This is a genomic window from Gordonia sihwensis (assembly GCF_029632925.1).
Classification (GTDB): Bacteria; Actinomycetota; Actinomycetes; order Mycobacteriales; family Mycobacteriaceae; genus Gordonia; species Gordonia sihwensis.
The window spans coordinates 4,175,776-4,193,449 of the sequence record NZ_CP121248.1 but is presented as its reverse complement, the minus strand read 5'-3'; the positions used below and the strand labels follow the sequence as shown (position 1 = coordinate 4,193,449).

Below are 17,674 nucleotides of genomic sequence, written 5' to 3'. Positions count from 1 at the left end.
TCACTCAAGGAGCCGGCATGACCGACCACCTACTGCTCGCCGACGAGGTTCTGGCGCGCTCGTCCATGTTCACCTCTGTGGGCTGGATCGGCTACATCATCATCGGCGGCGTGGCGGGATGGCTCGCAAGCAAGATCACCGGCGTGGACGCACAGATGGGCCTGTTCGCCAACATCGTCGTGGGCGTGGTCGGTGCTCTGATCGGCGGATTCGTGCTGAGCTTCTTCCTCGACACCGCCAGCGCCGGGATGTGGTTCACATTCCTCACCGCGCTCGCCGGTGCGGTGTTGCTCCTCGTCGTCCTCAAGGCCCTTTCACGACGAGCCTGACAGTCTCGTCGCTGAGAGGACGGCTGCGGCGACGGTCTGACCGGCGACCTCGCCCGAGGTGCCGCGCCGCTCGGCGGCCGCACCGACGGTGGCGAGACCGGTAGCGTAGTTCAGATGAACTCCCAGCGACCCGAGCCGCCGTACCAGCGGCGACCGAGCGGAGGCCCTCGACCGGAGGCGCCGACCCGCAGGGTCTCCGGTCCGCCGCCCGGGGAGCCGGGCTACCGGCCGCCACTCGCGTGGTCGCAGGAACCCGACCCCCGATCGCGGCGACGTTCGCCCGCGCCGCCGCCCCCGAACCCGCTGCCCTCGAACCGGCAGGCGCCGCCCGCCGGTCCCCGCCCGGCCGCTCCCGGCGCGGTCGGCTACGCCCCGCGCCAGGAGCCCCAGCCGGTCCCGGCGGGGCGGCGCCCTCCGTCTCCCGCACCGGCCGCAGGTGGCGCACCGCCTCGCCGTCGCTCCGACGAGAGGCGGTCCACACCGCCGCCGACTCCGCCCCGGCGCCGCGGCCGCGCCGCGACCTCTCCCGAACCGCGCAAGCGCAGGCGGTTCCGGCTGGGCCGGATCCTGCTCGTGATCGTGCTCCTGCTCGTCGTGATTCCAGTCGGGCTGCTGTTCTATTACGACGGCAAGCTGCATCGGGTCAACGCCCTGTCCGGCTATCCCGGACGGATCGGCGATACTCCCGGAACCAACTGGCTGATCGTCGGAACCGACTCCCGTCAGGGACTCACCGAGGAACAGAAGAAGAACCTGGCGACCGGTGACGCCGACGGAGCGCGCACCGACACCATCATGATGGCGCACCTGCCGACCTCGGGTAAGCCGATGCTCATCAGCATCCCCCGCGATCTGTACGTGCCGATCCCCGGAATGGGCAGCCACAAGATCAACGCCGCCTTCAACAACGGCGGGCCGCAACTACTGGTCCAGACCGTCGAAGAGTTCACCGGCGTCCGCATCGACCACTACGCCGAGATCGGGTTCGGCGGCTTCGACAACCTCGTCGATTCCGTCGGCGGGGTTCAGATGTGCCTCGATCAGCCCCTGCACGACCCCAAGGCCGGGCTGAACCTGCCCGCGGGATGCCAGAGACTCGACGGCGCTCAGGCACTCGGACTGGTGCGCACCCGCGCCTTCCCCAACGCCGATCTGGAGCGAGTGGTGAACCAGCGCAAGTTCCTCGCGGCACTGATGTCGAAGGCCACGAGCCCCGGGGTGCTGCTCAACCCGTTCCGGCTGTTCCCGTTCGTCAGCGGGGCGGTCGACGCGGTCACCGTCGACAGCGGCGACCACATCTGGAACCTGGCCTGGCTCGCGTACAAGATCAGCGGTGATCCGATCACCACGACGGCGCCGGCCGACGGCGACGAGTTCACCGACGACGGCGACTCGCTGATACCTGGCGAGACGACGAAGAGTTTCTTCGACTACATCGCGCGCGGCCGGGCGGTTCCAGCCGATCTGCTGAGCGGAGGAACCGGCGCCGTGTCGTAGTGGCCGCCGCCACCGGATCGGAGTCGGGCGCCGCCCGTCGCCACCAGCCGGGTGCGGAGCCGGGCCATTAGACTCGTCCCATGACCGAAACGCCGCGCACGCCGTTCCATCAGCTGCTGCACGACCAGATCAGCAACGAGTTCTCCGCATCTCAGCAGTACATCGCGCTCGCGGTGTACTACGACAGCCACGACATGCCGCAGCTGGCGAAGCATTTCTACGCCCAGTCCGTGGAAGAGCGCAATCACGCGATGATGATCGTCCAGTACTTCCTGGACCGCGACATCGATGTCAAGATCCCCGCCGCCGACGCCCCGATCACCGAGTTCGACGACTACCGCGGCCCGATCGAACTCGCGCTGAAGCAGGAGAAGATCGTCACCCAGCAGATCGTCGATCTGGCGAAGACCGCCCGCGACAGCGGCGACTACCTCGGCGAGCAGTTCATGCAGTGGTTCCTCAAGGAGCAGGTGGAGGAGGTCGCGACGATCACCACGCTCCAGACCATCGCCGACCGCGCCAACGGCAACATCTTCGATCTCGAGAACTTCGTGGAACGCGAGGTCAACAACGGCGGCCCCGCACCCGACGCCGCCGAACCGCCGGCCGCGGGCGGAAACCTCTGACGGCCGGCGGGAGGGCTCCGGCGGCTACCGCAGCGTGACCTGACGCCCGATGATGCCCGCCCGGGAGCTTCGCTCGGCGGCGGTGAGGTCGGAGGTCTCGGCCAGCGCCTCGGTCAGCCGGGCGTCGAACTCCTCGACTCCCGAGTGCCATTCCTCGTGGTGCGCCTCGGGATCGAGGTCGAAGACCGGAACCACCAGACCGTGGGTGCGGAACGAACCCGCGAAGCGCGAACCCTCGCCCAAGGTCAGCCCGCCGGCCGCGTGCACGCGGGCGAGTGCGTTCATCAACGCGGTCTCCTCCTCCGGACGCACCCACCTCAGATGTGCACGATCGCCTGCGTCGACCCACCACGGTGCACCGACCCCGCTCGACGGGTGCAGCCGGGCGGTCGGAAGGATTGTCGCGTTGGCGCGCTCGAGCATCATCGAGAGCTCCGCCGGAACGTCGGAGTCGTCGGCGAACCACCACCCGAAGTCCTCATGCACGACCACCTGGAGTTCGGCCTCCGGGTCGATGATCTCGGTGAGCGGACGACCGAGTACGCCGCCCGGGTAGGTGTCGCCGGCGGCGGCTGCACTCGCCCAGGTCAGCGCCGCGGACAGCGAGCCGGCGAGGTCGGCCGGCTCGGGGTTGGTCTGCAGGGCCACGAGGCCTCCGGTGACCTTCCCGCCCTCGTCCCCCTCCGCCGCTCCGCGCTCGCCGAAGACCGCTGCGTCGCGCTGCCGGACCTGGGCCGGCACCGCACCGGGCAGAATGGTCGCGAAGTCGGCTTCGTGCGCCGCGTCGAACCCTGCGGCGAACGGCACCCGGGCAGTGGCGGAAGCGATGAAGGCGCGCAACGCCACCAGATCGCATTCCGCCTTGAGTCCTTGGAACGGGCGCGCCGGCGCCGCCAGTGCGGCTTCCTGCCGCGCCTTGCGGGCGGCGACCCGCTCGGCTCGATTGCTCCCCGGACGCGGGCCGCTGCCGCGCTTGCTCTTCTTTCCCATGCGACCAGCCTCTCATCCGCCGGGACGCGGCGCACGAGGGCACCCGATCGCTGACGTCTCACTCCACCGTGACGAGCCAGTCCCGCACTCGGGCCGGGTAGTTGGTCGCCAGCCAGCGCACGCCGAGGTCGGCGCACAGCTGCACGTCGGCCTGGTCGTCGCACGTCCACGCGTAAGTGACGCGGCCTGCTGCGGCGGCCCGATCGACGAGGTCGGGGTGCAGACGCAGGGTCTCGATGGACGGTCCGACACCGGTGGCGCCGACAGCCGTCGCCGCCGTCCCGCCGATGATGCGGATGCTGTCGCCGAGGAGGATCGTCGGGAGTATCGGTGCGGTGCGCCGCACCCGCCACACGCCCGCCGGGGAGAACGAGATCACGACGGCACGGCTGTGGTCGGCCGACGGCGGCGCAGCGACGCCGAACTCGTGGAGGACTTCGAGGAGTTTGAGCTCCACCATGCTGCCGAAGCGGACCGGATGCTTGGTCTCGATGAACAAGCGCACCGGCCGATGCCAGTCCAGGGTGAGGGTGAGCAATTCGCGCAGGGTGAGCACCGACGCCGCCCGGCCGCTTCGGTGCCACGAGCCGAAGTCGTATTCACGCAGTTGCGCCAGGCTCATCTCGCTCACCACACCACTCGCGTCGGACGTCCGGTCGATGGTGCGGTCGTGGATGCAGACCAGTTCGCCGTCGGCGGTCAGCCGGACGTCGCATTCGAGGCCGTCGGCGCCCTGCGACAGCGCCAGCTCGTAAGCCGCCAACGTGTGCTCGGCCAACTCGCCGGAGGCGCCGCGATGCGCGACCACCGCGGGCTTGCCCGAGCGCGAGATACCCGCCGACATCATGCCGCCACCAGTCGTCGTCCGGATGCGCTGGAACCGACCGGGCCGGTGAGGACCGTCACCAGCCGCGGACCCACCCAGTGGGCGAAGACCGCGGAGACCGCGAGCGAGAACGTGACCAGCGCGAGCGCATTGGCGCTCACCTGGACCGAGTCGCTGAACCATGAGCCGATTCGATAGCAGACCGCGATCAGCGCGACGAGATTGACGATCGCCCACGCGGTCCCCAGACGCTTGATGCGTCCGATCGCCGGAGCCGGAGCGTCGCCGCACAGCGCGGCCTCGCTGAGCAGCAGGGGAACTCCGACGACATTGGCCAGCGGCACCGCCGCCAGCGCCAGTACCACGCGGGCCGGCCGCGGGTCCCGGCGGTCGGCGGCCCGATACGCTGCGGCCCGCGCCGGAAGCAGCCAGCGCACGAAGGCCACGAGTGCCACCAGCATTGCGACGAAGGCGAAGACTCCGAAGACGAGCACCGCGGCGCCCGAGAGCAGATCCAGCCACATCGGAATCGGCGTCGAGCGGTTGACGGCCGCGATGACGTACCGGATCAGATGCACCACCGCCGCCGCGCCGAGCATGGAGGTCGCCATCCGCAGCGCGCGCAGCAGCACGTCGCCGGGGTCCGCGGGCTCCGGGTTCTCCCCCGGCGAGATCGGCCCGCGATCCGACAGACCCCAGCGCGGTATGTACCGGTACGACGGGGTCGGCGTCCATTCGTGCGCGCGGACCGTGACCGGAGCCGGACGCGCCTCGGCCGGACGGTCGGCGACCCAGCGCAGACCGGCCCGCGCGACACTCGTGCGCGGTGCCGAAGCCCCTCGCGCGGCACCGGACTGCGGCCGCTGAACCACGCGGCCCTGTGCGTCGAGCACCATGAGCCGACGGCCGCAGCGCGGGCACAGTTCACGTCCCTCGCGATGCGGCGCCTGGATGCGGCAGCTGGGGCAGACGTCGAGCATCAGGCGTCGCCGCTCCCGTACATCCCTTCGGTTCCGGTGTCGACGGGCTTGTCCGCCGCCTGCCACGCCACCATGCCGCCCTCCACGCAGGTTCCGTCGATGCCGCGCATCGCCAGGTACTGGAGCAGGCGGAACGATCGCCCACTGGTCCGGCATATCACCAGGAGTTCGGAGTCGAGGTCGATCTCGTCGATCCGCGCGGGCACGTCGTCGAGCGGGATGTGCAGCGCCCCGCGCACGTGGGCTTCCTCCCACTCGTAGTTCTCTCGAACGTCGAGAAGGACCTTGTCGGTGACATCGCTGAAGTCGTCGGGGAGGTCGGTGACCGCCACCGTCTCGATCTCGTCCATGCTCACCGTTCCCATGCTTCCACAAGTGCCCCGAACTCGATGCGGAGCCGCCGCGGATGATCGCATCGCGGAGCCTTCGGCGCTACCACAACCGCCCAGCGGCGCAACGCGCTCACCCATATGCAAGGTTGCATATTTTTATCCACAGCGGCGTGTCGCACTGTCGATCCACACATACCCACAACCTCCGCCAGTCCTGTGGACAGCCCTGTGGATTTGTGGATAAGGGGAGGTGAAAGCAAGACTTTCTGTGTCGCACGTCTCATTCCGGCTGACAATTCCCTGAATCTTCATCGCATTTCCCCTGGATTGTCGCCTGACGGCCAAGCGATTCTTCCCCAAGTGCACTGTGGACAACGTGGGGATAACCCAGTCGAACAAACCCTCAAGTTCTACTTGCGACTTGCTCGGGCGCTGATCGCGGCACACTACACTCCGAGGTTGTGCACGTGCGCTGGCTCACCGCTTTCTTCGACTTCCCGGCCTCCGAATTCGGCGCTGAGGTGACCTTCTGGCGCGCGATCTCCGGCAGTACGGTGTCCCCGCCGCGCGGCGAGTTCAAGGAGTTCGCGACGCTCGAACCGTTCCACGGCGACCCTTATCTGCGTGTTCAGCGGGTCGACGACGGTCCGGGCGGGATGCATCTGGATCTCCACGTGGACGATCCGTCGCAGGCGATGCTCGAGGCCGAGTCGAGGGGCGCGACGGTCGAGTCCGTCGCCGACGGTGTCGTGACGATGCGCTCGCCCGCCGGCGGCGTGTTCTGCCTCATCCCGTGGCGGAACGAATCAGTCCGGGCCCGGCCCATCCGGTGGCCCGGAGGAGGCATCAGCATCATCGATCAGCTCCGATTCCAGGTGCCGTCCGCCGACTTCGGTACCGAGGTGCAGTTCTGGGCCGGACTCACCGGCAAAGACGCCGGCCCCACCGAGGGCGTCGATGCGGTCGCTCTCAACAACAGTCCCCGACTCTCGCTGCAGGTCGTCATCATGCGGACCGACGAGAGCGTCGCCAGCGCGCACACCGCGATCGCCGCCACCAACGTGCCGGACGAAGTGGAGCGGCACGAGGGCTGGGGCGCGACGGTCGTCGCGCGCTCAGCCGACTGTGTGCAGATGGCCGACCCGTGCGGCCGGCTCTACTGCATCACTGCGCGCAATCCGCGGACCGGTGTGTGAGACCACCCCCGGCTGCCCCACGCGTCCGTCAGCCCAATTCGGCGAGTCTGCGGGCCTCACGTTCACACTCACGGCGCTGCGCCGGCCGCAGGTCCACGAGCTCGGTGAGCTCGACGCCGGCCGCCGTCCGCCGCCAGGTCCCGGCCAGTCGCCCATCCGCCAGGATGAATCCCGGCGACTGCCCGTTGGGTGTCACGGTCCGCGCGTAGACGTCCGGGTCGGCGACTCGGGCGCGGTCGGCGTCGGTGAAGATCACGGTGTCGAAGGGTGCGACGAGCCGAATCGGCACCGCGGTTTCCGGATCAGCGAGCGCCAGCCCGTCCAGGTCGTACAGCGTCTGTCCGTCGGGTCCGGTGAGACGCACCAACTCCCAGTCGTCCGTCATCTGCTCCAGTACCGGGCGCAGTCCGCGCAGACCGGACCAGGTCTGCACCGCCGCGACCGTCGACGGCCCGAAACCCCTCAGGTAGAGGCGGATCAGGTCGCGAATCGCCTCATCACCGGCGACGGCCGGCTCCCCCGGTCCGATCCAGTCGTCCAGCAGTCGGAAGGCCGGGCCGCCCGACCGTCGCCACAGTCCCCGCGGGGGCGTCTGGACCAGCGGCATCCACGCCCGGACCACCGCGGCCATCGCGTCGACGGGTTCGGCCGGCCAGATCTCCGAGAGCGCCGTACGCAGCCGGGCCGCCGTCACGGGCTCGGGTCCACCGCCGATGATCCGCGCGCCCACGGCCGCCACCTCGTCCGGGGCCGGACCGTTGAGTCGTCGGACGTGATGGCGAGCCCCGCTGATCAGCGTCGGGCTCAGCAGCGCCCTGATCCACCGCGCGTCGAGGGCGTCCATCAGGAAGACCGTGCCCCGCTGAAGCGCCATCCGGACCATCGATCGATCCTGGATCAAACTGTCCAATTCGGCTGGATCGAAGTCCTCGATCCGGGAGGCGAGCGCATAGAACGCGGCCTGCGGATCCTGCGACTGCAGGCCGACGCACCGGTCGACGACCTCCACGGCGTCCTCGTCCACCCGCTCGATCAGGTGTTGCCGCTCGAGCAGCGTGCGGTTCCATTGGCGCAGACTGATCGCTCCGGTCACGGCCGCGAGTCAGCCTGCCGCCGGGAACTCCAGGCCCGTGGTGGCATGGCAGCGGTATCCGTTGGGGTTCGTGAACAGATACTGCTGGTGGTAGTCCTCGGCGTAGTAGAACATCCCGTCGCCGGCCTCCGACATCAGCGAGATCTGGCTGGTCACCGGACCGTAGCCGGCAGCGGCGAGGACCGGTTCGAACCGGCGTGCGGCGGCCGCGGCCTGGTCGGCCTCGGCCTCGTCGAAGGTGAAGACGGCCGACCGGTACTGAGTGCCGATGTCGTTGCCCTGCCGCATCTCCTGGGTGGGGTCGTGCGAGGTGAAGAAGACCTCGAGGATCTTCTGGAAGGTCAGCACCTCCGGGTCGTAGACCACAAGCACCGACTCGGTGTGGCCGGTCTGTGCGGTGCACACCTCCTCATACGTGGGATTCGGCGTGTAGCCGCCCGCGTACCCGACGGCGGTGGTGTGGACTCCGGGCAGCTGCCAGAAGATCTCCTCGAACCCCCAGAAGCATCCACCGGCCAACACCACGGCGCGCAGGTCCGGGCCCCAGTCGCCGATACCCGCCGGAGCGAACTCTCCGTTCTCGTCGGCCGCCCCGCGCAGCGGCCGATGCAGCACCCGATGCTCCGCCGGTATCGGCATCGGCGCCCGACGGCCGGGAAGTGCGTCGTCGCGAGCCACCATCACGCGTTTGACGTCGGCTGCGGCCAGAATCCGATCGAAGAGGCTCATGCATTCCAGCGTACGTCGATCCGGACGGTTGTCGGGGCCGTCGATCCCGAGTAGCGTCTGGTACCCAGGAAGTCTGGTGTGAGGCACATCACGTCCAACAGTCGGGGAGGCTCAACGATGGCGGGACAGGCACGGTCAGCACTCGATCGGCCCGCGGAGGACACTTCACGTCTCGACCTGCACATCGGACAGCAGTGCGCCGCGACCGCGGCCACCATCGCGGCGATCATCGTGGCGATCGTGCTCGTCGTGCTCATCTGAGCCCGGGCGGTCGGCGGGTTTCGCGCAGTCGGCCGCCCTCTGTTGCAAAGCGTCTCAGTCTACGGAAATGTAGAAACCAGACCCGGGTACGGATCTTTCACACTTTCCACAGAGAGGACCATCGTGGCTGAATACACTCTGCCTGAGCTGGACTACGACTATGGCGCCCTGGAGCCGCACATCTCCGGCAAGATCATGGAGCTCCACCACAGCAAGCACCACCAGACCTACGTGAACGGTGCCAACACCGCTCTGGAGAAGCTGGCCGAGGCGCGCGAAGACGGCACCATCGCCGGCAAGGTCTACGGACTGTCGGCCAACCTCTCGTTCCATCTCGGTGGCCACACCAACCACTCGATCTTCTGGAAGAACCTGTCGCCCAACGGCGGCGACAAGCCCGTCGGCGACCTCGCCGACGCGATCGCCAACGATTTCGGCAGCTTCGACAAGTTCCAGGCCCACTTCACCGCGGCGGCCACCACCCTGCAGGGCAGCGGCTGGGCCATCCTCGGCTGGGACACCATCGGACAGCGTCTGGTCATCGAGCAGCTGACTGACCAGAGCGGCAACACCTCCGCCGCCCTCATCCCGGTCGTCATGCTCGACATGTGGGAGCACGCCTTCTACCTCGACTACCAGAACGTCAAGCCGGACTACGTCAAGGCTTGGTGGAACGTTGTGAACTGGGCCGACGCCGGCGAGCGCTTCGATCGCGCCCGCACCCAGGGCGCGGGCCTCATCGTCCCGGCCTGACACTGGGCCCGGCGACATACCCGGCACGGCGGCCCGGCACCGAAAGGTGCCGGGCCGCTCTGCGTCTCGGGAGGGGCCGGCCCGGAAGGGACCGGTCCGACTGTCACTGCGACGGGCCCCTGGCCCCCACCACGCGATAGCGCGCGATCACGAAGGCCTTGTTCCGGGCGGTCTCGAGCAATTCGAAGTCGAAGGGCCGGGTGAACAGCGGCCGCCCCGCTCCCAGCGCGACCGGGGCGTAGCAGACCACCATCTCGTCGAGCATCCCGTCCGCGGCGAAGGCGGCGGCGAGGCCGCCGCCGCCGACCACCCACACGCCGAGTTCACCGGCCGCGGTCTCCAGGAGTTCGCGGTGCTCGGCAGGGCTTCCGGAGATCACTCTCACCGTGGGATGCACCAGGGGCAGTTCGCGGTGACTGAAGACGAAGGTCTGCTGATCCGGATAGGGCCACGGCTCGTCGGGCGTGTGCTCGAGCACCCACTCGTAAGTGGTCGCGCCCATCACGATCACGCCGGTTGCCGCCATCAGGTCGGCGATCGAGAACGGACCGTCCTCGTCGATCGGCTGCGACAGCAGCCAGTCGAGCGAATCGTCCGGATCAGCGAGGAATCCATCGAGTGTTGAAGCGGTGTAGTACGTGTAGTCGGTCATGGGGTTCCTCCTCCGGTGTGGCGTCGGTGCCAGACGATCGGGTCGGGGTCGAGGGCCGGAACGTCGACGTCGACGCCCGCGTCGCGGAGCATCCATCGCACCAGCAGCCGACGGTGTGCCGAGAACGTCAGTTCATGAGCCACGATCTGGCCCAGCAGAAAGGACTCGGGCGGTACGCACAGCGCATCGACCACTCGGTCCGACCAAGCGTCGCGACGATCGATGTCGCGGACGGTGGCGAGCCAGCGCGCGGAGACATCGGCGTGCCGGTCCCTCAGCGCCCCGATCTCGCGGACCGGTGTGAGGTCGGGCATCTGTTCGCCGGCGATCGTCGCCAGCCACGGCTGCTTGCTGACCACGAGATGCCACATCACCTCCGACAGTGATTCGTCCGGCCCGTCCCAAGAACGCGGACGGCTCCCGGGCAGCCTGCGCCGCGTGTACTCGTCGTCGCCGAGTTGCGCGACGGCGTCGATCAGCACACCGATGTCCGCGACGTCGTGCCTGGACATGATCTCGACGACGTCCCCGGCCGGTCCGGAGCCTGCCGTGCGGCTGTCGCCGGCGTCCACGTAGAGCGCGGTCGGCGAATGGAAGTGGATGCCGTTCGGGGCCGGCAGCCAGTGGCCGGATCGATCGGCGGGCGGCAGAGCCGTCGGGGGGTGTCCGTACGCGCGGGCGAAGGCCCGGCTGAACCCCTCCACCGATCCGTAGCCGTTGGCGAAGGCCGTCTCGGTCACCGAGGCGCCGCGCTGCAGTTGCCACGCGGCTCGTTCCAGGGTCACTCTGCGCCGCAGCGCCACCGGCGACTCGCCACTTCCCTGCCGCACCTGCCGCGCGAAGTGGAACTGCGAGGTGTACGCCTCGCCCGCCATCGCATCGAGATCGTCGTTCGCGTCGTCGAGAACCGCGTCGAGGAGCATGCGCAGCGGATCGGGCCTCGGTTCGCTCATGCACCGAGTATCCCCGGGGCGCTCGGCCGGACGCTTGACCGTTCTTGCTGTGTTCGACGGGCCGCCGCTGACTACAGGTAGATCACGCTCACCGTGACCGCGGCCGCACACGCCACCGCGAACACCCCGAGCACCAGCGCATCGATGCGGCCGGGACGGGACGGATACGCGGTCAGCCGCCCGGTGCCGCCGCGCGCGGTGATGGCCTCGGCCATCTCCGAACTGCGCCGCATGGCCGACGACATCGCGGCCACGATGATGTCGAGCACCGACAGCTCCGCCGAAGGGTGTCCGGAGTCCGAACTCGACCGCGGTCGCAGTCGGTGCGCGGCCCACAGGAGCCGGATCTCCTCCACGAGCAGCGGAAGGCCGCGGAGCGCCAGGGCGATGGTGACGGCCCATTCGTCGACGGGAAGCCGGAGGATCCGCAGCGGCGACATCAGGCGCGCCAGCGCCGGCGCCAATTCGGCCATCGGAGTCGTCCAGATCACGAGCACCGACATCGACACCACCAGCAGGCCGAGGAGAACCCCGCGCAACGCCGTGATGCCGCCGTCGCTGCCGCGGGCGATCCACGACCACACCACCGTCGCCGCCATCAGCGCCCAGAACCACCACGGCGGCCGCGGCAGCGCGCCGAGCGGGATCTTGGCGATCAGCACGAAGGCGATCAGGCAGATCGCGACGAAGCCGAGCCCGGGCCAGGAGGGAAGGACCCACGTCATGAGCCCCAGGACGAAGATGATGATCAGCTTGCTGCCGGCCCACAGCCGGTGCACCGGCGAATCGCCGGGGATCTCGCGCAGCATCGGAATCTGCATCACAGACCGCCTTCCAGCACACCGTCGACCAGTTCGATCCGACGGTTGCACACCCGATCGAGCGACTCCAGATCGTGCGAGATGATGATGATGGTCGCGCCCTTCTCCCGCAGTCCGGCGAGGACGGCGAGGACCTCCTCGCGCGCCTGCGGATCGAGTCCGGCCAGCGGCTCGTCGAGCACCAGGAGTTCCGGCCCCGAGGCGATCAGGGAGGCGAGCACCACGCGGCGCATCTGACCTCCGGAGAGGGCGTCTACCCGCCGCGCGGCGATCTCCCTCGGCAACGCGACCAGGTCGAGCACATGCCCGACCTCGGCGGTACCGACTTCGAGACCGCCCACCGCCATGATCTCGTCGGCGACCGTCGTCTTCTGCAATTGCAGTCGCGCGTGCTGGAAGCCGAGTCCCACGTCGCCCACCCGCTCCGCCGTCGGCTCACCGCCGAGCAGCACCGAGCCGCGGGTGGGGGTGATCAGTCCGGCGAGAATCCAGGCGAGGGTCGACTTCCCGGAGCCGTTGCCGCCGACGATGAGGACACCGTCACCGGAATTGACCTGGAAGTTCACCGATTTCAGCGCGGTGACCTCCCACGGCGATCCGGGCAGATAGGTGTGCGCCAGATCGCGGACCACGAGCAGCGCCTGCCCGTGCTCGTCGTGCCGTTGCGGTAGCGGGGGGCTGATCGCCTCCGGCCGCATCCACTCCGGATGGTGCTCCACCACCCGGCCCGCCTCGAGGTGGATCACGCGGTCTGCGGCGCGGGCCTCGGAGTCGCGGTGGGTGATCAGCACGACGGTGATCGCCCGGCGGCGCGGGAGTTCAGCGAGGATCTCGATCAACTCGGCGCGCCCGACCGGGTCGACCATCGACGTCACCTCGTCGGCGATGAGCAGCTGCGGGCTGCGCGCGAGCGCGGCGGCCACCGCCAGTCGCTGCTGCTGACCGCCGGACAGATCAGTGGTCTCGCGGTCGCCGAGTCCGGCGAGACCCACTTCCGCGAGCAGTCCGTCGACGTCGACCTCCGCGTCGTCGGGCAGTCCCCACACGAGGTCGTCCGCGACCCGCGCACCGAGCATCTGGGCTTCGGGCCGCTGCAGGACGAGTGCCGTTCCGCCCTCTCGGCCGAGGCCGGGCGCACCCGGGCGGTCGACGATACCGATGGTCGGATCCACCCCGGCCAAGAGCTTGGCGAGCGTCGACTTCCCGGAACCGTTTGCGCCGACGACAGCCACGAACTCACCGCTGATCAGCGAGAGGTCGATGTTGTGGAGCACCTGCCGGTCCGACCCCGGATAGGTGTAGCCGACCCCGGCCATGCGCAGCGGAAGGGGCTCCACGGGGCGATCGCCGTCGGCGATCCCGGCGATCTCCAGGGTGTCCTCCAGCGGCACCTCGTCGAGGCGGTCGAGCACCTTGCCCAGCAGCCACCCGGCGATCAGCAGCGTCACCAGCGTTCCGATCACGCCGGGAATCCACATCCACAGCCACCAGTTGTCGACCACATTGCGCGAGAGCGCGTCCATCGCGTCGCCGACGGCGTCGAGTCTGATCGCGCGCGCGGTCTTCGCGATTCCGGTCAGCACGTTGTCGAGGACTTCGAGTGCCAGTTTGCGCAGCGGCACCAGTACCCACATCAGCAGTACCGACACCCCGGCGAGGATCGGCGAGGCCAGCAGCGACATCAGCGCCATGGCGGGCATCCGCCCGCCGCGCCGATGCACCTCGCCGATCAATCCGCCCATCACCGCCGAGACGAGCACCGCGAAGGCGGGCCCCAGTCCGGCGACCACGAAGGTCACCGCCACCGTCGTGACGATCGCCGCCAGGACCGCCCGCGGGCGGGTGCGCGCCGCGAGCAGCGCGACCGGCACCGGTGTCATGAACCCGAGCGCCGCCGCCAACGGCACCACGGAGACGATGACGGCGGGCACCACCGTCAGACCACTGAAGATCGCGATGGCCGCGATCTCACGGGCACGCAGGCCCCCTGTCGGCGTCGCCGGGACGTCGATTGCTTTGCTGACCACCTGTCCATTGTGCCCGGTCGGGGTGCCGGACACCGACGCTCAGGGCTCCCGGGGCGGGTCGGTACGGGTACCCGAATCACCCCTTTTGGGCTCCCTACCAGCGATTTTCCAGGCCGTCGATCTGTTGCGTACGGCAGATAGGCCGCCCTAACCTAGCGATATGTTCGCCGCTCTGATGCTCAGCTCGGGCATCATCTTCGTCGCCGAGCTGGGCGACAAGTCTCAGCTCATGGCGATGACTTACGCTCTCCGATACCGCTGGTGGGTGGTACTGGCCGCGATCCTGACCGCGACCACCCTCGTCCACGCCGTCTCGGTCTTCTTCGGTCATTTCCTGGGCCTGTCGATACCGTCCGACATCATGTCGGTGCTGGCCGGACTGTCGATGCTGGTCTTCGGACTCTGGACGTTGCGGGGCGACGAGCTCGACGAAGAGGAGTCCGCCCGGGCGCGACGGGTCGGTGCATCGGTGTTCCTGGCCGTGATGAGCTCGTTCATGCTGGCCGAACTCGGCGACAAGACGATGCTCGCCACCATCACGCTCGCCACCGATCACGACTGGGTGGGCGTGTGGATCGGCTCGACGGTCGGCATGGTCGCCGCCGACGCGCTCGCGATCGCCGTCGGCCGACTGCTCGGCAGGCATCTCCCCGAGCGCGCCATCGCGGTGGGCGCGGCGGTCCTGTTCTTCGGATTCGCCGTCTGGCTGCTGGTCGAGGGTCTGTCGGGTGCTTCCGGAGTCCTCGTGGCCGTCGCGGTCCCGGCCGCGGTCCTGATCGTCGTCGCGGGTGTGTTCTGGATCCGGGTGACGCATCGGCGCAGGCAGGCGCGCTCGCAGGTCGCCGAACACGACGTCGCCGAAGCCGACCGGATCCGCGAACTGTACTGAGAGAGGCTTGCGGGTACTATTGCATCGGCCCTACCGAGCGAGCGCTCGGGGTTGTGGCCGATCAATCCGTCACGGTGCCCGGTCCGGTGCGGGCCGCACCCGCCTGAAAGGAATTCGTCCATGGACGTCACAGGTTCCGCAGTCATCGTCACCGGCGCCGCATCCGGCCTGGGTGCCGCCACGGCACGTCGGTTCGCCGAGCAGGGAGCGACCGTCTTCGGCATCGACCTGCCGCAGTCGATCGAGAAGGCGGAGTCCGTCCCGGGCGTGCAGTTGGTGGCCGCCGACGTCACCAGCGAATCCGAGGTCCAGGCCGTCATCGATCAGATCGCCGAAGCCGGTCTGCCCTTGCGCGCGGCGGTCAACTGCGCGGGCGTGGGCTGGGCGTCACGCATCCTCGGCAAGGAGGGCCCGCACGATCTGGAGCTCTTCCGCAAGGTCATCGACATCAACCTCGTCGGCACGTTCAACGTGATGCGCCTGGCCGCCAACCGGATGCAGCATGAGTCCGCGGTCACCGACGACGGCGCTCGCGGCGTCATCGTCAACACCGCGTCGGTCGCGGCCTTCGAGGGCCAGATCGGGCAGATCGCCTACACGGCCTCGAAGGGTGCCGTGCATGCCATGACGATCTCCGCCGCCCGCGACCTCGCTCGAGCCGGCGTCCGCGTGTGCACCATCGCCCCGGGCACCATCAACACCCCGATGCTCGCCGGCGTCACCGACGAGTTCAAGAAGACGCTCGAGGCGGGCATCCCGTTCCCGCAGCGTCTCGGCGAGCCTTCGGAGTACGCCGACCTCGCGGCGTTCATCGTCTCCCACGACTACCTCAACGGCGAGACCATCCGCATGGACGGCGCACTGCGCATGGCTCCGCGCTAGAGGACCTCGCGCAGCGGTGGCGGGCCGGCCGGTGAACGCCGGCCCGTCACCGCCCGCCGGGCCGAACGCCGCCGCCGGCGTTCTCGGCCAACAGATCGGCGGCCAGCGGAAGCTCGAGCACTTCGTCCGAGTCGATCCATTCGCGGAGCACCTTGGTGGCGCGGACGTCGTCCTCGTTGTACTGAAGCAGACGCTCGCGCTGACTCTCGTCGCGCACCGCGCCGTCCAAACCCACCGCGGCGGCGTACCACTCCATCGACGCCTCGCCGCCCGCCTCGTCGTCGCGCCAGTTGAATCCGGCCACCGGAGCGATGCGCTTGAGTCCCTTACCCTTCGGGCACACGAAGTTGTCGTTGACGGCCTCGAACACGTCCACCCACTCGCGGGATGCGATGAAGGCGTCCACCGCGGTCCGCGACGGAACACCCGGCATGCCGGCGAACCGGTCGGCGCTGCCGCGCAGCCACCGGTTCTCGGCATGCTGCGAATAGCAGTAGGCGGCGAACGTCTTGCCTGCGGCACGCGCCGCATCGCGTTCGGCCGTCAGCCACGCCCAGAACTGCGCGAACGACCGCCCCTCGTCGCGCGTGGGCAGCGGATCCCACGTGACGAACGGACGATAGGCCACCGGCCGCGCCGGATCGGTGTTGTCGGTCAGGAGTGTGCCCCACATGTACGCGCCGCGCTCGGAATAGCTCTCCATGTCGACGTCGACCTCGACATCAGCCCGCTGGACGCGCGGGCGGTCGTGCCGCCGGACCAGCGGGATGTCACGGACCCAGCACTTCGCGGACACGACGGTGTCGTCGAAGCGCACCGCACCCACCCACTCGGCCGGCTCCGCGCCGCGATAATCGGCGAGCTGATCGATGGTGACGACCCCGATGTCGCGGAGAATCTGCCCCTGGTTCCCGCCGACCACCAGACTCACGTCACGTTTCTCAGTGAGTTCGGCCTCGCATCGCGGCCACCAGTGGCAACTGCGGCACTCGCTCACCCGTCGGGGCGAGGTCGCGATGTCCCCCGCGGCGATCGCCCGGCGGCGATCGAAGGTCTCGTCGTAGTCGTGGGCCGATTCGCCGAGCGGGACCACGACGATGCAGTCGGCGTCGAGACCGATCAGTCCGCCGAGCGCCTCCTCCCGCGGGGCGTGCAGCCGTCCGAGGTCGTCGAGCATCGCCGCGATCTGCGCCAGCCGCATCACGTCGCCGCGCCTGCTGCGGAACGACCGCGTCGCATCCGGCTCGGGGTGCCAGCCGAACAACGGACTGGTCCGCAACGTCGGCACCTCGCTCTCGCGGGGTTCGGCGATCGTCGTGGTGACACGGTGGTTGACGACGATGATCGGGAGGTAGCCCTCCCCCTGCCGCAGCAGCGCCTCGGCGTGACCGCGACGGCCGCGCTCCACGTCGGTCGGCAGTGCGGCCTGGAGAATCCACTGCGCCCCGCGATCCATCGCCGCACGGGTCGCCGCCACCCGGTCTCGGTGATCGGCCGCCTCCACCACGACGACCGTTCCCTCCGGACGGTCGCTCCAGAACCCGCGAATCAGATCGAGCACGTGACGTCGATGCGCCTGAGCTGCCTCGATCCGTCGATTCGCCTCGGCGGTCTCCGGCTTCGCGACACCGTCCGCGGCAGCCGCGGAGTCGAGCGCCAGCCGGTGCTCGCAACCCGTGAGATTCCGCGCACCGAGAATCGCAGATCCCACGTGATCGGCCTCGACTTTCCGTTTCCGAGCGGCAACACGGCCACGGGGGCCGAGTTGTTCATTACCCACAGAGACTATGCAAAGCTGGAGACAACTGATCGCAGGTGTCGGGTATCCGACGGGAAGG

General features: G+C 69.0%; 19 protein-coding genes. 8 read left to right on the top strand and 11 right to left on the bottom strand.

The genetic code is table 11. The annotated features are described in order from the left end of the window. Nucleotides 1-17: 17 nt before the first annotated feature. The 3 genes from P5P27_RS19915 to P5P27_RS19905 all read left to right on the top strand — a co-directional run bounded on the left by P5P27_RS19915 (nucleotide 18) and on the right by P5P27_RS19905 (nucleotide 2,452). Entirely contained in the window at nucleotides 18-329 is a 312-nt protein-coding gene (locus P5P27_RS19915) for a GlsB/YeaQ/YmgE family stress response membrane protein (protein ID WP_006897154.1), read from the top strand. A gap of 114 nt (nucleotides 330-443) precedes the next feature. Continuing rightward, complete coding sequence (locus P5P27_RS19910) at nucleotides 444-1,826, top strand: LCP family protein (protein ID WP_278125731.1); 1,383 nt, start codon at nucleotides 444-446, stop codon at nucleotides 1,824-1,826. A gap of 80 nt (nucleotides 1,827-1,906) precedes the next feature. Beyond that, entirely contained in the window at nucleotides 1,907-2,452 is a 546-nt protein-coding gene (locus P5P27_RS19905; protein ID WP_006898078.1) for a ferritin, read from the top strand. 24 nt (nucleotides 2,453-2,476) lie between these two features. Here the strand turns inward: P5P27_RS19905 and P5P27_RS19900 are convergent, their stop codons facing one another. Genes P5P27_RS19900 through P5P27_RS19885 form a run of 4 tightly spaced genes read right to left on the bottom strand, consistent with a single transcriptional unit; the run spans nucleotide 2,477 to nucleotide 5,598 of the window. Next, nucleotides 2,477-3,442, bottom strand: a complete 966-nt coding sequence (locus P5P27_RS19900; protein WP_006898079.1) for a DUF5926 family protein — start codon at nucleotides 3,440-3,442, stop codon at nucleotides 2,477-2,479. A gap of 58 nt (nucleotides 3,443-3,500) precedes the next feature. Next, complete coding sequence (locus P5P27_RS19895; protein ID WP_085950764.1) at nucleotides 3,501-4,289, bottom strand: glycerophosphodiester phosphodiesterase family protein; 789 nt, start codon at nucleotides 4,287-4,289, stop codon at nucleotides 3,501-3,503. Next, nucleotides 4,286-5,248, bottom strand: a complete 963-nt coding sequence (locus P5P27_RS19890) for a DUF4328 domain-containing protein (RefSeq protein ID WP_278125729.1) — start codon at nucleotides 5,246-5,248, stop codon at nucleotides 4,286-4,288. Before P5P27_RS19890 ends, P5P27_RS19895 begins: the two co-directional genes overlap by 4 nt. Further along, nucleotides 5,248-5,598, bottom strand: a complete 351-nt coding sequence (locus P5P27_RS19885; RefSeq protein WP_006898082.1) for a rhodanese-like domain-containing protein — start codon at nucleotides 5,596-5,598, stop codon at nucleotides 5,248-5,250. The genes P5P27_RS19890 and P5P27_RS19885 overlap by 1 nt, the downstream gene beginning before the upstream one ends. Before the next feature lie 443 nt (nucleotides 5,599-6,041). Between P5P27_RS19885 and P5P27_RS19880 the strand changes: the two genes are divergently transcribed. After that, nucleotides 6,042-6,776, top strand: coding sequence for a VOC family protein (locus P5P27_RS19880; RefSeq protein ID WP_006898083.1), 735 nt, complete (start codon nucleotides 6,042-6,044; stop codon nucleotides 6,774-6,776). Between the two features lie 28 nt (nucleotides 6,777-6,804). On the opposite strand, the gene P5P27_RS19875 is transcribed toward P5P27_RS19880, so the two are convergent. Beyond that, nucleotides 6,805-7,869: a winged helix DNA-binding domain-containing protein gene (locus P5P27_RS19875; RefSeq protein ID WP_278125726.1), complete on the bottom strand. Its 1,065-nt coding sequence runs from the start codon at nucleotides 7,867-7,869 to the stop codon at nucleotides 6,805-6,807. A 9-nt stretch (nucleotides 7,870-7,878) separates the two neighbouring features. After that, nucleotides 7,879-8,598: a peptide-methionine (S)-S-oxide reductase MsrA gene (gene msrA, locus P5P27_RS19870; RefSeq protein WP_006898085.1), complete on the bottom strand. Its 720-nt coding sequence runs from the start codon at nucleotides 8,596-8,598 to the stop codon at nucleotides 7,879-7,881. Nucleotides 8,599-8,715: 117 nt separating this feature from the next. Here msrA and P5P27_RS19865 point away from each other — a divergent pair, with 117 nt between their 5' ends. Together P5P27_RS19865 and P5P27_RS19860 are read left to right on the top strand one after the other, a co-directional pair. Next, a complete protein-coding gene (locus P5P27_RS19865; protein WP_156150494.1) occupies nucleotides 8,716-8,859 on the top strand; it encodes a hypothetical protein in 144 nt (47 codons plus the stop codon). A 123-nt stretch (nucleotides 8,860-8,982) separates the two neighbouring features. Further along, nucleotides 8,983-9,612 carry a superoxide dismutase gene (locus tag P5P27_RS19860; protein WP_045539355.1) on the top strand — a complete coding sequence of 210 codons (630 nt, stop codon included), beginning with the start codon at nucleotides 8,983-8,985 and terminating at the stop codon, nucleotides 9,610-9,612. A gap of 103 nt (nucleotides 9,613-9,715) precedes the next feature. Here P5P27_RS19860 and P5P27_RS19855 read toward each other — a convergent pair whose 3' ends face one another. From P5P27_RS19855 to P5P27_RS19840, 4 genes are all read right to left on the bottom strand, one after another. Beyond that, a complete protein-coding gene (locus P5P27_RS19855) occupies nucleotides 9,716-10,264 on the bottom strand; it encodes a dihydrofolate reductase family protein (RefSeq protein WP_006898087.1) in 549 nt (182 codons plus the stop codon). Then, nucleotides 10,261-11,217 (bottom strand): helix-turn-helix domain-containing protein, encoded by a 957-nt coding sequence (locus P5P27_RS19850; RefSeq protein WP_006898088.1) that lies wholly within the window; start codon nucleotides 11,215-11,217, stop codon nucleotides 10,261-10,263. Before P5P27_RS19850 ends, P5P27_RS19855 begins: the two co-directional genes overlap by 4 nt. Nucleotides 11,218-11,288: 71 nt before the next feature. Then, nucleotides 11,289-12,038, bottom strand: a complete 750-nt coding sequence (locus P5P27_RS19845) for an energy-coupling factor transporter transmembrane component T family protein (protein ID WP_006898089.1) — start codon at nucleotides 12,036-12,038, stop codon at nucleotides 11,289-11,291. After that, the gene (locus P5P27_RS19840) at nucleotides 12,038-14,065 is read right to left on the bottom strand and encodes an ABC transporter ATP-binding protein (RefSeq protein ID WP_045539365.1); all 2,028 of its coding nucleotides are present in this window, start codon (nucleotides 14,063-14,065) and stop codon (nucleotides 12,038-12,040) included. Before P5P27_RS19840 ends, P5P27_RS19845 begins: the two co-directional genes overlap by 1 nt. 160 nt (nucleotides 14,066-14,225) lie before the next feature. Between P5P27_RS19840 and P5P27_RS19835 the strand changes: the two genes are divergently transcribed. Together P5P27_RS19835 and P5P27_RS19830 are read left to right on the top strand one after the other, a co-directional pair. Next, nucleotides 14,226-14,954: a TMEM165/GDT1 family protein gene (locus P5P27_RS19835; protein ID WP_006898091.1), complete on the top strand. Its 729-nt coding sequence runs from the start codon at nucleotides 14,226-14,228 to the stop codon at nucleotides 14,952-14,954. 120 nt (nucleotides 14,955-15,074) lie between these two features. Continuing rightward, on the top strand, nucleotides 15,075-15,836 hold the full coding sequence (locus P5P27_RS19830; protein WP_006898092.1) for an SDR family oxidoreductase: 762 nt from the start codon (nucleotides 15,075-15,077) through the stop codon (nucleotides 15,834-15,836). 46 nt (nucleotides 15,837-15,882) lie between these two features. Here P5P27_RS19830 and P5P27_RS19825 read toward each other — a convergent pair whose 3' ends face one another. Further along, nucleotides 15,883-17,547 (bottom strand): TM0106 family RecB-like putative nuclease, encoded by a 1,665-nt coding sequence (locus P5P27_RS19825; protein ID WP_278125719.1) that lies wholly within the window; start codon nucleotides 17,545-17,547, stop codon nucleotides 15,883-15,885. Between the last annotated feature and the right edge of the window lie 127 nt (nucleotides 17,548-17,674).

What these genes read in the sequence shown, in the direction of transcription:
- P5P27_RS19915 (WP_006897154.1), top strand. Translation starts at nt 18, where the DNA reads ATGACCGACCACCTACTGCTCGCCGACGAGGTTCTGGCGCGCTCGTCC.
- P5P27_RS19910 (WP_278125731.1), top strand. Translation starts at nt 444, where the DNA reads ATGAACTCCCAGCGACCCGAGCCGCCGTACCAGCGGCGACCGAGCGGA.
- P5P27_RS19905 (WP_006898078.1), top strand. Translation starts at nt 1,907, where the DNA reads ATGACCGAAACGCCGCGCACGCCGTTCCATCAGCTGCTGCACGACCAG.
- P5P27_RS19900 (WP_006898079.1), bottom strand. Translation starts at nt 3,442, where the DNA reads ATGGGAAAGAAGAGCAAGCGCGGCAGCGGCCCGCGTCCGGGGAGCAAT.
- P5P27_RS19895 (WP_085950764.1), bottom strand. Translation starts at nt 4,289, where the DNA reads ATGATGTCGGCGGGTATCTCGCGCTCGGGCAAGCCCGCGGTGGTCGCG.
- P5P27_RS19890 (WP_278125729.1), bottom strand. Translation starts at nt 5,248, where the DNA reads ATGCTCGACGTCTGCCCCAGCTGCCGCATCCAGGCGCCGCATCGCGAG.
- P5P27_RS19885 (WP_006898082.1), bottom strand. Translation starts at nt 5,598, where the DNA reads ATGGACGAGATCGAGACGGTGGCGGTCACCGACCTCCCCGACGACTTC.
- msrA (WP_006898085.1), bottom strand. Translation starts at nt 8,598, where the DNA reads ATGAGCCTCTTCGATCGGATTCTGGCCGCAGCCGACGTCAAACGCGTG.
- P5P27_RS19865 (WP_156150494.1), top strand. Translation starts at nt 8,716, where the DNA reads ATGGCGGGACAGGCACGGTCAGCACTCGATCGGCCCGCGGAGGACACT.
- P5P27_RS19855 (WP_006898087.1), bottom strand. Translation starts at nt 10,264, where the DNA reads ATGACCGACTACACGTACTACACCGCTTCAACACTCGATGGATTCCTC.
- P5P27_RS19850 (WP_006898088.1), bottom strand. Translation starts at nt 11,217, where the DNA reads ATGAGCGAACCGAGGCCCGATCCGCTGCGCATGCTCCTCGACGCGGTT.
- P5P27_RS19845 (WP_006898089.1), bottom strand. Translation starts at nt 12,038, where the DNA reads ATGCAGATTCCGATGCTGCGCGAGATCCCCGGCGATTCGCCGGTGCAC.
- P5P27_RS19835 (WP_006898091.1), top strand. Translation starts at nt 14,226, where the DNA reads ATGTTCGCCGCTCTGATGCTCAGCTCGGGCATCATCTTCGTCGCCGAG.
- P5P27_RS19830 (WP_006898092.1), top strand. Translation starts at nt 15,075, where the DNA reads ATGGACGTCACAGGTTCCGCAGTCATCGTCACCGGCGCCGCATCCGGC.